Annotated in this window: 15 protein-coding genes and 1 pseudogene; 7 read left to right on the forward strand and 9 right to left on the reverse strand. The window is 75.6% G+C overall.

Annotated elements, in window-relative coordinates:
* Nucleotides 1–26 precede the first annotated feature (26 nt).
* On the reverse strand, nt 27–1,757 hold the full coding sequence (locus tag BM093_RS08430) for a DEAD/DEAH box helicase (RefSeq protein ID WP_093339883.1): 1,731 nt from the start codon (nt 1,755–1,757) through the stop codon (nt 27–29).
* 144 nt (nt 1,758–1,901) lie between these two features.
* Nucleotides 1,902–2,534: a class I SAM-dependent methyltransferase gene (locus tag BM093_RS08435; RefSeq protein ID WP_093340135.1), complete on the reverse strand. Its 633-nt coding sequence runs from the start codon at nt 2,532–2,534 to the stop codon at nt 1,902–1,904.
* 118 nt (nt 2,535–2,652) lie between these two features.
* On the opposite strand from BM093_RS08435, the gene BM093_RS35815 reads away from it, so the two are divergent.
* From BM093_RS35815 to BM093_RS37115, 4 genes and pseudogenes are all read left to right on the forward strand, one after another.
* Nucleotides 2,653–4,692, forward strand: a complete 2,040-nt coding sequence (locus BM093_RS35815) for a hypothetical protein (RefSeq protein ID WP_093339886.1) — start codon at nt 2,653–2,655, stop codon at nt 4,690–4,692.
* A 52-nt stretch (nt 4,693–4,744) separates the two neighbouring features.
* Nucleotides 4,745–5,590: an alpha/beta fold hydrolase gene (locus tag BM093_RS08445; protein ID WP_245773382.1), complete on the forward strand. Its 846-nt coding sequence runs from the start codon at nt 4,745–4,747 to the stop codon at nt 5,588–5,590.
* A gap of 170 nt (nt 5,591–5,760) precedes the next feature.
* Nucleotides 5,761–5,856, forward strand: a pseudogene (locus BM093_RS38325) (hypothetical protein); the annotation flags it as partial.
* Nucleotides 5,857–6,360: 504 nt separating this feature from the next.
* On the forward strand, nt 6,361–6,693 hold the full coding sequence (locus BM093_RS37115) for an N-acetyltransferase (protein WP_093339899.1): 333 nt from the start codon (nt 6,361–6,363) through the stop codon (nt 6,691–6,693).
* A 34-nt stretch (nt 6,694–6,727) separates the two neighbouring features.
* Here the strand turns inward: BM093_RS37115 and BM093_RS08460 are convergent, their stop codons facing one another.
* From BM093_RS08460 to BM093_RS08480, 5 genes are all read right to left on the reverse strand, one after another.
* On the reverse strand, nt 6,728–6,979 hold the full coding sequence (locus BM093_RS08460) for a DUF3039 domain-containing protein (protein WP_093339906.1): 252 nt from the start codon (nt 6,977–6,979) through the stop codon (nt 6,728–6,730).
* A gap of 56 nt (nt 6,980–7,035) precedes the next feature.
* Entirely contained in the window at nt 7,036–7,635 is a 600-nt protein-coding gene (locus BM093_RS38330) for a DUF3099 domain-containing protein (RefSeq protein WP_425439123.1), read from the reverse strand.
* A gap of 99 nt (nt 7,636–7,734) precedes the next feature.
* Complete coding sequence (locus BM093_RS08470; protein WP_093339913.1) at nt 7,735–8,931, reverse strand: phosphorylase family protein; 1,197 nt, start codon at nt 8,929–8,931, stop codon at nt 7,735–7,737.
* Nucleotides 8,928–9,341 (reverse strand): ArsR/SmtB family transcription factor, encoded by a 414-nt coding sequence (locus BM093_RS08475; RefSeq protein ID WP_245773383.1) that lies wholly within the window; start codon nt 9,339–9,341, stop codon nt 8,928–8,930. The genes BM093_RS08470 and BM093_RS08475 overlap by 4 nt, the downstream gene beginning before the upstream one ends.
* Before the next feature lie 18 nt (nt 9,342–9,359).
* A complete protein-coding gene (locus tag BM093_RS08480) occupies nt 9,360–9,965 on the reverse strand; it encodes an HhH-GPD-type base excision DNA repair protein (protein ID WP_093339916.1) in 606 nt (201 codons plus the stop codon).
* A gap of 70 nt (nt 9,966–10,035) precedes the next feature.
* Here BM093_RS08480 and BM093_RS08485 point away from each other — a divergent pair, with 70 nt between their 5' ends.
* From BM093_RS08485 to BM093_RS08495, 3 genes are all read left to right on the forward strand, one after another.
* A complete protein-coding gene (locus BM093_RS08485) occupies nt 10,036–11,655 on the forward strand; it encodes a DUF7782 domain-containing protein (protein ID WP_093340137.1) in 1,620 nt (539 codons plus the stop codon).
* A 22-nt stretch (nt 11,656–11,677) separates the two neighbouring features.
* Complete coding sequence (locus tag BM093_RS08490) at nt 11,678–12,193, forward strand: D-aminoacyl-tRNA deacylase (RefSeq protein ID WP_093339919.1); 516 nt, start codon at nt 11,678–11,680, stop codon at nt 12,191–12,193.
* A gap of 71 nt (nt 12,194–12,264) precedes the next feature.
* Complete coding sequence (locus tag BM093_RS08495) at nt 12,265–12,549, forward strand: YggT family protein (protein WP_245773384.1); 285 nt, start codon at nt 12,265–12,267, stop codon at nt 12,547–12,549.
* Between the two features lie 22 nt (nt 12,550–12,571).
* On the opposite strand, the gene BM093_RS08500 is transcribed toward BM093_RS08495, so the two are convergent.
* Both BM093_RS08500 and BM093_RS08505 read right to left on the reverse strand, forming a co-directional pair.
* Nucleotides 12,572–13,885: a patatin-like phospholipase family protein gene (locus tag BM093_RS08500; protein WP_218162708.1), complete on the reverse strand. Its 1,314-nt coding sequence runs from the start codon at nt 13,883–13,885 to the stop codon at nt 12,572–12,574.
* A 112-nt stretch (nt 13,886–13,997) separates the two neighbouring features.
* Nucleotides 13,998–14,372, reverse strand: a complete 375-nt coding sequence (locus tag BM093_RS08505) for a hypothetical protein (protein ID WP_093339922.1) — start codon at nt 14,370–14,372, stop codon at nt 13,998–14,000.
* Nucleotides 14,373–14,417 lie beyond the last annotated feature (45 nt).

Below are 14,417 nucleotides of genomic sequence, written 5' to 3' on the forward strand. Positions count from 1 at the left end.
GCGCGTGGGCGCCGGTGCGCGGCGGGTCAGCGCCAGGAGCGCAGGGTGGCGATCCGTTCCTCGAGCTGTTCGATGGTCGCCATCGCCACGGGCGGGCCGCCGCAGGCCTTGCGGAGGTCGTTGTGGATCGCGCCGTGCGGCTTGCGGGTCTTGTGGTTGTGCAGCGCGACGAGCGTGTTCAGCTCCTTGCGCAGGGTCTGCAACCGCTCCCGCACGCTGACCGAACCTCGCTCCGCCGGCGGCGGGGGCGTCGGCTCGGTCGCGGGGGTGGCGCGGGCCTGGGCACCGGTCCGGGGCGACCCCTTCGCGATCCAGTCGGCCTGGCGCTTCGACAGCAGCGTCCGCACCTGCTCGGGCTCGAGCAGCCCGGGCAGGCCGAGGTAGTCCTCCTCGTCGGCCGAGTAGGTGGCGCCCTCGTAGATCAGCTGGTCGAGCTCGGCGTCGGCGCCCAGCGAGGTGAACGCCTGCTCCTGCTCACCGGGCTCGTCCTTGACCTTGTTGGCCTCGTTGAGCTCCGCGTCGTCCCAGGTCTCCTCGGGCCGCTGGGGCTTGCCCAGGACGTGGTCGCGCTGGGCCTCCAGCTCGCTGGCCAGCCCGAGCAGCACCGGCACGCTGGGGACGAACACCGAGGCCGTCTCCCCCTGCCGGCGGGACCGCACGAACCGGCCGATCGCCTGGGCGAAGAACAGCGGGGTCGACGCCGACGTCGCGTAGACCCCGACCGCCAGCCGCGGCACGTCGACGCCCTCGGACACCATCCGCACCGCGACCATCCACCGCTCCTGGGACTCGGCGAACTCGGCGATCCGGTCCGAGGCACCCGCCTCGTCGGACAGGACGATCGCCGGCGCGTCCCCGGTGATCTTCCGGAGGATCGCCGCGTACGCCCGGGCGGTGGTCTGGTCGGAGGCGATCACCAGGCCGCCGGCGTCGGGCATGCCGCCGTCGCGGTGGCTCTGCAGCCGCTTGTCGGCCGCGGCCAGCACCGACGGGATCCAGTCGCCCGCCGGGTCGAGCGCGGTCCGCCAGGCCATCGCCGTCTGCTCACGGGTCAGCGGCTCGCCCAGCCGCGCGCTGATCTCCTCGCCGGCGCTGGTGCGCCAGTTGGACGTCCCGGAGTAGGCCAGGAACACGACCGGGCGCACGACGTTGTCCGCGAGCGCCTCGGCATAGCCGTACTGGTGGTCGGCGCGGCTGCGCGGGGACCCGTCGGCGTCGGGGATGTACTCGACGAACGGGATCGGGTTGTCGTCGGACCGGAACGGGGTACCGGTCAGCGCCAGCCGGCGGGTCGCGGGCTCGAACGCCTCGTAGACGGCGTCACCCCAGGACTTCGCGTCACCCGCGTGGTGGATCTCGTCGAGGATCACCAGCATCCGGCGGTTCTCGGTGCGGTTGCGGTGCAGCATCGGGTGCGCCGCGACACCGGCGTAGGTGACCGCGATGCCGTGGTAGTCCCCCGAGGTGCCGCCTGCGGAGTTGCGGAACTCGGGGTCGATGGCGATCCCGCTCGCGACGGCGGCGGAGGCCCACTGGTACTTCAGGTGCTCGGTCGGGGTGACGACCGTCACCGCGTCGATCACCCGGTCGCGCAGCAGCTCGGCGGCCACGCGCAGCGCGAAGGTCGTCTTGCCCGCGCCCGGCGTCGCGACCGCGAGGAAGTCCTGCGGTGACGTGGCGAGATAGCGGGCGAGTGCACTGCGCTGCCAGGCGCGCAGCGGGCGGGTCTCCGGCGACACGAGCTGGGCTTGCGACACACGTCTCCCCTGGTCCGTGGGTCGTTCCCGGGCGGGAACCTGCGAGCCCCGCGTCTCCCGACCCGGGCCGCGGGGGCGTCGATCAGGGTAGCCGGGCGGGCCCCGCGCACCCCGGGGTGGTCGGGGCCCCGGGCGCGCCGCAGGTCAGTCCGCCGGGGACGCCGGGCCGCCGCGCGGGCGGCGCGCGGTGAGGACGAACGCCGGCGGCACGTTGCCGAACACCGTGCGGCCCTCGACGACCTCCTCGAAGACCTCGGCGAGCCGGACACGCAGCCGCCGGGCGGGAGGAAGGAACCGGGTGCAGGCGTAGCCGAACTGGGTGAACGCCCCGTCGGCGCGCAGCGCGCCGGCGATCACGGCGGTGAGTGGTGGTCCCGCGGCCGGGTAGGCGGCCCACGGCAGCCCCGAGACGACGACGTCGGCGCCGCCGAGGCCGCGCTCGGCCAGCAGCGCGGGCAGGTCCCGCGCGTCGGCCACGGCGACGTCGAGGCCGGGATGGCGCCGGCGCAGCACCCCGGCCAGGCGCGGGTTGAGCTCCACGGCGAGGTGGTGGCCCCGCCCGGCGAGCCGGCGGGCGACGAGGTCGGTGACCGGGCCGGTCCCCGGCCCCAGCTCCACGACGACCGGGTCCCCGGTCCGCGGCACCGGCGCCGCCGCGGCCTCGGCGAGCGCCCGCGAGCTGGGGAACAGGGACGCGGTGTGGCGCGGGTCGCGGACGAACTCCCGCAGGAACGCACCGGACACCGGCGCGTGCCGGTCGGTGGGGACGCTGGTCATCGTGCTCCCGATCGGAGGTGGCGGCTGGTCGCCGGGCACGCTGCCCGCCCCGGCCGACCGCCCGGCGACCACGGGGTGAACGTGGCGCGGCCATCGCGGGTGGGGAAGATGGTCGGTGATGAGCGGGAACGACGGCAGTGGCGGGGACGGCGGCGCCCGGCCCGCGGGTGGCCCGTCGGCGCTGCCCGTCGCCGGGCTGCGGCTGGCGGCGGCACTGGCGTCCCGGCCCTCGATCCTGGTGCGCCGTGCCGGGGGCTGGGCGTGGGAATTGGGCCGGGTCGGGCTCGGCCGGTCCGCCCTCGCGCCGGAACCCGCGGCCCCGTCCTGCGCCGGGCTCGTGGGGCGGCGCGCCGCCCAGGTGTTCCTCGCCACCACCGAGGCCCTGTCCGGCCTGCTCGACGACGCCGCGGACGGGGCGGGCTCCCCGCTGCCCGCCGGCGACGCCGAGCGGCTGCGGGCAACGCTGTACGAGCTGACGACGCTGTTCGTCCCGGGCTCGACCACCGCCCGGCCCGTCGTACCCCCGTCCACGAGCGCGGCCACGTCCCCCGGAACCGCACAGGCCGGACCCCCGCCGGCCGGGTCCCCGCCCGGGTCCACGCCGGCCGGGTCCACGCCGGCCGGGCCCGCAGCTGCCGGCGTCACGCCGGTGCCCGGGCCGTCGTCCGTCGAGCCCGCGCCGGACGGCGGTGGGCCACGCGCGGACGGCCGGCCGGCGAGCAGCGAGCCGGCCACCGCACCGGGAACCGGCCACACCGACCCCTCGCCCGGCGAGCCCGGTGCTCCCGGGGACCCGGGTTCTCCCGGGGACCCCGGTACTTCCGGCGGCCTCGGTACTTCCGGCAGCCCCGCCACTTCCGGCAGCCCCGCCACTTCCGGCAGCCCCGCCACTTCCGGCAGCCCCGCCACTTCCGGCAGCCCCGCCACTTCCGGCAACCCCGGTACTCCGGGCGACCCGGCCGCCGTCGGCGACCCGGGCCCCGTCGAGCGGGTGTTCACCGCCCCGGGCCCGGGTGACCCCGGTGTCCCGTACGACACCGGCGCCCGGGACGCCGGTGCCGGCCCGGTCCCGGGCCGGGACGTGGCGGCCACACCGGGTGCCGTCGTGCAACGCACCCCGATGTTCGAGCTGCTGCAGTACCTGCCGGTGACCGAGCAGGTGCACGACACGCCGGTCCTCGTCGTCCCGCCGCTGCTGCACCGCTACTGGCTGGCCGACCTCACGCCCGGGTACTCGCTGGTCGCGCACCTGGTGGCGCAGGGACTGCAGGTGTTCGCGCTGTCCTGGCGCCCGCCCGGCCCCGCGGACGCCGGGCGGGATCTCGACGCGCACGCCGCCGCCGTCCTCGACGCGCTCGAGGCCTGCCTCCGGATCGCCCGCGCCCCGCGGGTCTCGCTGCTGGGCGTGCGCTCCGGCGGCCTGCTGTCCGCCGCCGTGCAGTCGCACCAGGCCGCGATCGGGCTCGACGACCGGGTCGCCGCGGCCGGCTACCTGGCGACCGTGCTGGACGGGGCCGACGAGCCGGGCCGTGCCGGCGGGCCGGACGGCACCCGCCCGGAGCACGCCACCGTCCCGGGGACGGGCGCCCGGGTACTGCCGTGGCCGGACACCGGTGCCCTTCTGCACGCCCGGGCCACCCGCGCCGTCCGGGCCTGGGACGCGGACCTGCTGCCGCTGCCGTCGTCGCTGCGCGCCGACCTGGCCGCGGTCGCCGACGACACCGACACTGGCCTGCGGGTGCTGGGTACCCCGGTCCACCCGGCGGTGCTGCGCCGCGACGGTTACCTCGTCGCGGCCGCGGACGACCCCGGACAGCCGTGGACCGGCGGGTACCGCACGGCCCGGCTGCTGGGTGGTGCGTGCCGGCTGGTGCTCGCGCCCGGCGACCGCGCCGGGGTGGTGCTGGCACCGCCGCGGGCGGCCACCTCGTTCCGCGCGGGGTCCTGCGGGGCCGGCGACGGCGTGGCGGAGGCCTGGCTCGCCGCGGCCGACCCCGTCGAGGGTTCCTGGTGGGACGACCTCGCCGGATGGCTGGCCGAACGCTCCGGGACGTTGCGCGACGCACCACCGGAGCTCGGCGGACGGCGTCTCCCGCCGCTGTTCCCGGCCCCGGGGACCTACCTCACCGCGGCACCGGGTGTGCCCACCGCCACGTGACCGCGGATCTCACACCCCCGCACGGCCGTACCGGGCCCTACGCTCCCCGGTGATGGTCACTCCCCCACGCCCACGCCCGGCGGGTGCCGCGGTCGAGGAGCACGACGTGCTCGTCGGCGGGCGCACCCTGCGCGTCGTGCGGCGCCCCGCCTCCGGGCCGGGTGCACGCCGCACCCCGCTGCTGCTGTGCAACGGCATCGGCGCCGCCACCGACGTCCTCGACCCGCTGGTCGAGGCGCTGCCGGCGGATCTGGACGTCATCCGGTTCGACCCGCCCGGGATCGGCGGGTCACCCACGCCACGGATGCCCTACCACCTGTCGTGGATGGCGCACCGCGTCGGTCAGGTGCTGACGAAGCTGGGCGTGCGTGAGGCCGACGTCCTGGGCTTCTCCTGGGGCGGGATGCTCGCCCAGCAGCTGGCGATCAGCCGGCGCCGCCGGGTCCGCAAGCTGGTGCTGGCGGCGACCGGGCCGGGCGCGCTGATGATCCCGGCGTCACCGCGGGTGCTGAGCGTGCTGACCTCGCCGAAGCGGCACCAGGACCCGGCCTACGTCGACGCCGTCGCCCCGCAGCTCTACGGGGGCGCGCTGCGCCGGCACCCGGAACGCGCCGCGGAGGTGCTCGGCTCGGGCAGCCGGCGCGGCCCGATGCGCGGGTACTACTACCAGCTGGCCGCGCTGTCCGGCTGGACCAGCGTGCCGCTGCTGCCGACGATCACCGCCGACACGTTGATCATCGCGGGCGACGACGACCCGATGATCCCGCGCGGCAACGCCACCATCCTGGCGCGCGGCATCCGGCGGTCCCGGATCCACCGCCATCCCGGTGGTCACCTCGACATGCTGCTGGACCCGGAGCCGTTCGCCGCCGAGATCGACAGGTTCCTGACGTCCTGAGCACCGGGCGGGTTCCCACCACGGGCGGGCGCGGCGTCCTGCTGCGGCCGTGCCACGCCGGCGACGCGGCGGCGCTCGCGCGGCTCGACGCCGGGGAACGGGAGGTGCTCGGGGAGTCGGGGCCGGAGCACCATGCCGCGGCCGTCACCGACCCGGCGCGGGCGCACCTGGTGCTCGACGACGGCGCGGGCCTCGCCGGGTACCTCTCGCTGGCCGCACCGCGCGGCCCGGAACCGGGCGTCGAACTCCACCGGCTGGTCGTCGCCGCCGACCGGCGCCGCACGGGCCTGGGCCACGCGCTGCTGCACCTGGCCCTGGACCTGTGCGGCATCCCCCGCGTCCCCGGGGGCGCAGCCGCCACCGCCACACTCGCCGACACCGCTCCGGGCGCCGCCGCCCCGGGCGCTACCACGCCGGGCGCCGCCACGCCCCGTTGCCCCGAGGGGCACCCTCGTAGCACCCCACGCCCCGAGGGGCCCCCTGGTAGCGCTCGAGACCCCGAGGGTGCCCCCGGGGACACCCGGCACCCGGCCCGCGGAGACGCCCCGCGCCACACCACGCGCCCCGAGGGGTCCCCTGGTAGCGCTCGGGGCCCCGAGGGCGCCCCTGGAGGCGCCCGGCGCACCGGGCACCGAAGCGTCCCCGGCACCACCACGTGCCCCGAGGGTGCCCCCGGGAGCAACGCCACCGAGGAAGCGCCTCACGACACCGCGCGCATCGGCCACGCACACACCCCGGACACCACGTGCCCCGAGGGGCACCCTCGTAGCGTGGGGCGCCCCGAGGGTGCCCCTGGGGGCGACGGCGCGGGCGACGGCGCCGGCGCGGACCTCGGCGCGAGCGCCGGTGCCGGCACAGAACTCGGCGCGAGCGCCGGTGCGGGCGTCGGACGGCGCCGCGGGGCGACGGGCGTCGTGCTCGACCCGGGCTGGACACCACCGGCCTGGCTCGCGGCGGGCCGGATCTGGCTGGAGGTCGCGCCGGGCAACACCGGGGCGCTGCGGCTCTACCGCGCGGCGGGGTTCGTCACCGAGACGCAGCTGCCGTCGGTGCCGGGAGACCCGGCGTCGCCACCGCTGCGGCTGATCCTCTCCCGCGGGTGAGCACCGGCGTCCCCGCGGGTGAGCAGCAACGGCGTCAGGAGTCGTCGCCGCCCTTCGGCAGCCCTTCGAAGATCTCCTTGCACTGCGGGCAGACCGGCGAGCCGGGCTTGGCCGACTTGGTGACCGGGAACGTCTCCCCGCACAGCGCCACGACCATGTTGCCCAGGACCGCGCTCTCGGTGATCTTGGACTTCTTGACGTAGTGGAACTTGTCCGGCGCGTCGTCGGTGGTGCTCTCGGTGGGGTCCGGCCGGGTGTCGACCTCGGGAAGTGTCGTCGTGGACATGAGCCCATGATGCACCACGTGCCGGGCCGGCCGCGTCGTGCACGACGGCCGCGCGGTCAGCCGGCGGTGGGTGCGTCGCGGTGCCCGGAGGTGTCCGCGGAGTCCTGCCAGGAACCACCGGCGGTCCGAGCGGTGCCGGCGGCCCCACCGGTGCCCGCGTCATCGGAGTGCGCGTCCTCGGAGTGCGCGGTACGGCCGGTGTCCGCGGTACCGCCGGTGTCGGTGGTACCGCCGGTGTCGGTGGCGCCGGTGTCCGCGGCCCCGGAATCCGCGGCGCCGGAACCCTCGTGGGATTCACCCGAGCGGGCGGACCCGGAACCGGTGGCCCCGGAGCCGGCGGAGCGGCCGGAGTCGATCACGTCGTGCGGCCGGTCCTCGAGCTCCCGGTGCCCGTGCCGGTACCGGTTGGGCTTCTCGGCCTTGCGGGGCAGCCGGTCGTTGGCGATGAGCACCGCGATCCACGGCAGCGGAACCGAGATCACCAGCAGGGTCACGGCCAGCCACGGGATCTGGTAGAAGAGGCCCGCCAGGATGATGCAGGGGAACCGGAGGCCCATCGTCCACCGATAGCGCCGCTTGCGGACCTCCAGCTCCTCCTCGTAGGACATCTGCGCGTCCGTGATGAGCACGGGATCCTCGCGTCGCGGGTCGGTCACGAGACCACCTCCCGCATCCATGGTGTCACCCGCACGGGACCGGCGCGCAACGACCGCCCGAGCGAGGCCCGCGCCGACGTGGCGCGGATCGGCGAGCGGTCAGGCACCGTCCGGCCCGTTGCCCAGCAGCGGCTCGTCGACCGAGCGGACCTCGGAGCCCGGCAGCCCGTCCGGGTGCTCGGTGCGGACCCGGTCGACGGCGTCGAGCGCGATCCCGAGGTGCTTGCGCTTGCTGGCCTCGTAGAAGGCCCGGGCGCCGCCGGCGAGCTTCGGCTCGGCGTGCAGGGGCTTGTCGGAGACGCAGAGCAGGGTGGCGTTGGGGATCCGGTACCGGAAGCCGTTCGCCGCGATCGTCGCCGACTCCATGTCCACCGCGACCGCCCGCGCGAGCCGCATCCGGTACAGCGTCGAGGACTGGTTGAACTCCCAGTTGCGGTTGTCGGTGGTGTGCACGACACCGGGCCGGTACGTCGCGTCGGCGCGCTCGAGGGCGTCCATCAGGTACCCGTTGAGCCGCAGGCTCGGGATCACCGGGACGTCCGCGGGCAGCACCTCGTCGAGCACGTGGTCGGCGCGCTGGTAGGCCGTGGCGAGCACGAAGTCGCCGAGCTCCTGGCGGTTCCGCAGACCGCCTGCGTGCCCGATCATGATCATGATGTCCGGGCGGAGGACGGCCAGGTGGTCGGTGATCGTCTTGGCGTTCGCCGGCCCGACGCCGATGTTCACCAGGCTGACTCCGTCAGCACCGTCGGCGCCGCCGGGCGCGTGATAGGCGGGCATCTGCACGCCGTCGCGGTCCGGGCGCTCGGCACCCGGGAACCGCTCCAGGAACGACTCGACGTGCATCGCGTAGTTGGTGAACAGCACGTGCCGCTGGAACGACTCGGCCGGGGTGCCGGTGTAGTGCGAGAGCCGGTCCAGCGAGAGCGCCATGCGCTCCGGGCCGAACAGGAACAGCTTCTTGACCCGCAGGTCGAAGCGGTCCTCGTCGAGCGCGGCGAAGAACTCCGGGTCGGTGAACGACCGGGCCGGGCGGGCCGCCCGCGCGGTCACCGTGGCACCCGCCGCGACCAGTCCGCTCAGCTCGCGGTGCAGGTAGCGGCGGACCGCACCGGGCCGGGCGAACTCGCCGGAGATCCGCGGGTTGTGCGTGGACCAGGGCCGCACGACCTCGAGCTCGGGGTACCAGCCGTCGCGGTACACCGCGTCGAGCGCGTCGAGCAGCCGGTCGATCTCGTGGCCGAGCTTCTCGGCCGGCACCGGCGGGCGGACCTGCTCGATCATCGCCGGGGTCACGCGGGCTCCCCCGCGTCGCTGCCGCCGTGGGCGTGCAGGGGTGTGTCGGTCGAGACGACCACGTCGGAGACGACCTCGAGCAGCCTGCGGGGCAGGCCGTCGGTCAGCCGGTAGCGGACCAGGCGGCCCTGCCGGTGCGCGGTGACCATGCCGTGCGCGCGCAGCAGCCGCAGCGCGTGCGAGACGGCCGAGTCGCTCATCCCGACCGCCACCGCCAGGTCGGAGACGCACAGGTCCCCGGCGTGCTGCAGCGCGAGCAGGATGGACAGCCGGTTGGCCTCGCCCAGGACGTCCAGCACGGTCGCCGTCTCCGCGACCTTGACCCCGTCGGAGAGGACGGCGACGGCGTCGCAGACCTGGTCCGGGTCGATCACGCGGGCGCCGCTGAGTGCCTCCGGAACCTTGTGCACGACACCGATGCTAGCTGCCTACGCGCGAGCGGCGGCCGAGCGCTCCTTCGCCGCGGCTTTGATCGCCTTCTTGGTGTCGCGGACCTCGACGAGGGTCTGCGCGTCGACGACGTCGGCGGCCGAGAGCCTGCTGTCCGGCTTCCCGTAGTCGCCGGCGGCCTCCCGCCAGCCCTCGGGGGTGACCCCGTACTGCTTTCCCAGGATCGCGACGAAGATCTTGGCCTTCTGCTCGCCGTAGCCCGGCAGCGCCCGGAGCCGGCGCAGCACCTCCTTACCGGTCGGTGCACCGCCGTCCGCGCCGGGGCGGGTCCAGATCGCGGCCGGGTCGCCGTCCCACTCGTCGACGATCATCCGGCACATGTCCTGGACCCGCTTGGCCATCGACCCGCCGTAGCGGTGGATGGCCGGCGGGGTGGTGGCCAGGGTCGCGAACTCGTCGGGGTCGTAGTCGGCGATCACGCGGACGTCGAGCCCGCCGAGCCGTTCGTGCAGCTTCAGCGGTCCGCGGAACGCGATCTCCATCTGGATCTGCTGGTCGAGCAGCATGCCGATCAGCAACGCCAGCGGCTCGTGTTCCAGCAGCGCGTCGGCCTCGGGCTCCTGGGCGATGCAGATGCCGGTCATGGCGGCAAGGATGGCACGACGGCGCCGGTGCGGCGTAGGTCAGCACGGCGGCATGGGTCCGGACGGCGGCATGGGTCAGGATGAGACGGTGCTCCCCCATCTCGATCCCGGTCCGACCGAGCGCGTCCGCGGATGCCTGCTCGACGCCGGTTACACCCCGGACGGCGTGCGTGCCCTGCTGGGCCGCTCCGCCCACGACGCGCTGACCCGCGGCGAGCCCGAGCCGGCCGATCGCGCGAGCCGGGACGGCGGTGAGCTCGGCACGCTGGTGCGGCTGTTCCTGCTGGAGGGCGTCGAGCCCGAACCCGCGGTGACCGCGGCGCTCGGCGACCTCGACCCGCTGCTCGAGGGCCGGATCCTGCGGCGCACCCCGGACGGCATCCGCGCCGCCCTCGACGTCCGCCCCTACGGCGAGGGCCCGGGCGGGCACGGCGAACCCGGTGCGGACTGGTGGGTGGTGTCCGATCTGGACTCCCCGGCCGCCCGGCAGGACCGCGAGCACGTGACCGGCGTCGGCGGGGCGTCGCTGTCACTGGCCGCGGCGGGGGTGCGCCGCCCGGTCGGCTCGCTGCTCGACCTCGGCACCGGCTGTGGGGTACAGGCCCTGCACGGCTCCCGGCACGCGATGCACGTCGTCGCCACCGACGTGCTGCCGCGGGCGCTGGCACTGGCCCGGCTGTCCTTCGGACTGTCCGGGGTGGACGTCGACCTGCGCGAGGGGCCCTGGTTCTCGCCGGTGGCCGACGAGCGGTTCGACCAGATCGTGTCGAACCCGCCGTTCGTGCCGGGCCCGCCCCGGGTCGACTACGTCTACCGCGACTCCGGGCAGGCCGGCGACTCGGCACTGGCCGGCCTGCTCGGCGAGCTGCCGGGCCTGCTCAACCCGGGTGGCATCGCGCAGCTGCTCGGCTCGTGGCTGCACGTGCGCGGCGAGGACTGGCCGGACCGGGTGCGGTCCTGGCTGCCCGCCGGCGTCGACGCCTGGATCCTGCAGCGCGAGGTCGTCGACCCGGCGATGCACGTCGGCACCTGGCAGCGCGACGCCGGCCTGGTCCCGTCGTCGAGGTCGGCCCGCGAGCAGGCGGCGGCGTGGCTGGACTGGATGGCCGCCGAACGCGTCGAGGGGGTCGGGTTCGGCTTCCTGCTGCTGCGCCGGGCCGCCGACCCGGACCGCGAGCCGACCGTCGTGGTGGAGGACCTGCCCGGTGAGCTCGGCGAGGGCCTCGGGCGGGAGATGACCGGCTGGCTGGACCGGATCGACTGGCTGCGGGCGCACTCCCGCGACGACGATCTGCTCGGCGCGCGGCTGCTCCTGGCCCCCGAGACGGTGCTCGAGTCGGTGTCCGGGGTCCGCCCGGCGGACCCGGCCGACCCCGACCCGGACCCCGACGACGGCGGCTGGGCCGAGCTGTCGACGACGGTGCGCCGCTGGGGCGGGCCCGGCTGGGAGCACCCGGTGGATGGCCCGGCGGCGGCCCTGCTGGCCGGCTGCCGGGGTGAGCTGCCGCTGTCCGAGCTGGTCGCGCTGCTGTCGTTCGCGCACGACCGCCCGTACGACGAGCTGGTCGGGGCGACCCTGCCCGCGGTGCGCGAGTTCGTGCGGCACGGGCTGCTGCTCCCGGTGGACGGCTGGCCGCACCCGGTCGCCACCGGCGCCGCGCCGACCTCCCCCGCGGGCCCGGTCGGATGAGCGCCCCGGCGGGCGGTGCCCGGTGAGGGCCGTGGTCGCCCGGGTCCGCCGGGCCTCGGTGACGATCGTCGACGAGCACGACGAGCCGCTGCGGGTCTCCGGGGCGATCGGCCCGGGGCTGCTGGTGCTGCTCGGCGTGCACCGGGACGACGTCCCCGGCCCCGGAGCCACCGGCGACGCTTCCGACCCGCCCGGCCCGACGGCCGGCGCCGAGGTCGACGCGAGGGCCGACGCGAAGGCCGAGACCATGGCCCGCAAGCTGCACGAGCTGCGGCTGCTGCGCGACGAGCGCTCGTGCGCCGACTCGGGGGCGCCGCTGCTGGTGGTCAGCCAGTTCACGCTGTACGGCGAGACCCGCAAGGGACGGCGCCCGTCGTGGTCCGGTGCCGCCCGGCCCGAGGACGCCGCCCCGGTCGTGGAGGCCGTGGTCGCGGCCCTGCGCGCACGCGGTGCGACCGTGGAGACCGGGGAGTTCGGTGCCGCCATGGCCGTCGAGTCGGTGAACGACGGCCCGTTCACCGTGCTCGTCGAGGTCTGACCCGGTTCCTCTCATCCTGCTCTCAGGTCGGGACGGGACGATCGTGACACAAGGACGGAAGGAGCTGGATCGTGATCGCTTCCCTGCTCGGCCTCGTACTGGTGCTGTTCCAGTTCGTGCTGATCGCCCGCGTGATCGTCGACTGGATCGAGGTACTCGGGTCCGGCCGCGGCGGCGCCGCGCTGGACACCGCCCGGCGGATCACGCACGGGATCACCGAACCGGTGGTCGCCCCGGTCCGCCGGCTGGTGCAGCCGGTGCGGATGGGCAACGTCGGCCTGGACCTGTCGGTCCTGATCGTGTTCGTGCTCGTGCTCGTCGCCCGGCTGGTGGTCGTGCCGCTGATCCCGTTCTGAGCCCCGGCCCCGGGGGCCGGGCTCAGCCGGCCGGGCCCAGCCGCAGCACGGTGACCCGTCCCGCGTCGTCGAGCTCCGCCTCGGCGCGGCCGGGCTGCGGCGCGGCGCCGTCCACCGACACCCGCACGGTCCACACGACGGTGTCGCGGGCGACCTGCTTGCGGGTCGGGTCGATGGTGAACTCCTGGTCGAGCAGCTTCTCGACGTGGTCGACCAGCCGGACGCCGTCCGGGTCGCGCGGGCGGAACGGCGCCGTGGAGTACAGCACCGCCTCCGGCGCGACGGCGGCCGCCAGGGCGCCCGGGTCCCGGGCGAGCACTGCACGCTCGACCGCGAGCGCACCGAGGAACCGGTCGGCCTGGGCGGCCCCACGCCGCTGCAGCGCCGTCAGGAAGGCCGGGTCGCGGTTGAGCTTCGAGGCCGACCCGACGGTCCGCGACGCCAGCACCGACCGCGGCATCTCCAGCACCCGGACGGTGACGTGGGTGTAGCCGGCCTCGGGGCGCAGCGCACCGTCCGCGAGGAGCTGGTCGATCGTCTCGATGAACCCGAGTTCCTGGTTCAGCGAGAGGTTGCCGGCCAGCGCGTTGCGCCGGTCCGAGATCTCGATCAGGGACCGGGGCTCGGTGTCGATCTCGGAGGGGTTGATCTGGACGACCCACAGCTCGTCGGGGTCGGCGGCGAGCAGGTCCCGGGTCGGCGGGTTCTGCGAGAACAGCCCGTCCCAGTAGACACCGCCGTGGGTGCGCACGGCCCGGAACAGGTTGGGGATCGCGGCCGAGGCGAGGACGGTGTCGGCGGTGATCCGGTCGGTCCGGCTGGAGAACGCCCGGAACTCCCCCGTCAGGACGTCGACGGCGCCGAGCAGCAACAGCGGCTCGCGGCCCTCGGGGTCGGGGACGACGGCGTCGAGGTCGACGTGCCGGGCGACGAGCTCGCGGAACTGGCGCGTCCCGTCGAGGGCGCGTGGGAGCAGGTACGGCGTCGTCCCGGGCAGCAGCCCCATGCCCTGCAGCGCACCGGCCCAGACGACACCGGCGTTCTGGAGCCGGGCCAGCGGCGACCGGGCGGCGTTGTCCGCCCAGAACTCCTCCAGCGCGCCGGCGGCGGCCGCCCGCTGCCCCGGGCCCTGGCCGCTGCGCAACCGGTCCCACGCCACGAGCGCGCAGAGCGCACCGCCGGACGTGCCGGACAGGCCGACGATCTCGGCGTCGTCGAGGGCCTCGGCGCGCAGCAGCCGCGCCAGGACGCCTGCGGTGAAGGCGGTGTGGCTGCCCCCGCCCTGGCAGGCGATCGCGATCCGGCGGCGCCGAGGCGTCCCACCTGCGCGTCCCATGCGGGTCAGCCTAGTGCGTCCCGGGCCACCGGGCCCCGGGACGACGACAGCCCCCGCCCAGGAGGACGGGGGCTGTACGGGTGCGCCGGCCGTGGGTCGGCCGGCGGCGAGATCACTTGCCGGTCGACCGGGCGGCGGTGGTGCGGGCCGCCTTCTGGGCGGACTCGGAGGTCTTCTCCGCGTTGTGCGAGGCGTTCTCCGTCACGGCCTCGGCGGCCTTGGTCGCCTGCTCGGTGAACTGGTCGACGACCGAGGCACCGGCCCCGACGACGGTCTTCGCGAACTCGCGCTGCTGACCGAGGACCTGCTCGTAGAAGTCGAACACGCGGTCCACGGTGACGCCGGCGTCCGGCAGCTGCGGACGGTTGCCCGGGCCGAACTGCTGGGCGAAGCCCTGGACGGTGTCGGTCCAGCTGCGGACGGACTCGGTGACGAGGTCCTGGCTGCGCTTGGCGATGTCGACGAACTGCTCGGTGGAGGCGGTCATCGCTGCTCTCCCTTCTGGGGTACGGGATCTACGGAGCACGGGTAC

The sequence above is a fragment of the Pseudonocardia ammonioxydans genome, from assembly GCF_900115005.1.
In the GTDB taxonomy this organism is placed as follows: domain Bacteria; phylum Actinomycetota; class Actinomycetes; order Mycobacteriales; family Pseudonocardiaceae; genus Pseudonocardia; species Pseudonocardia ammonioxydans.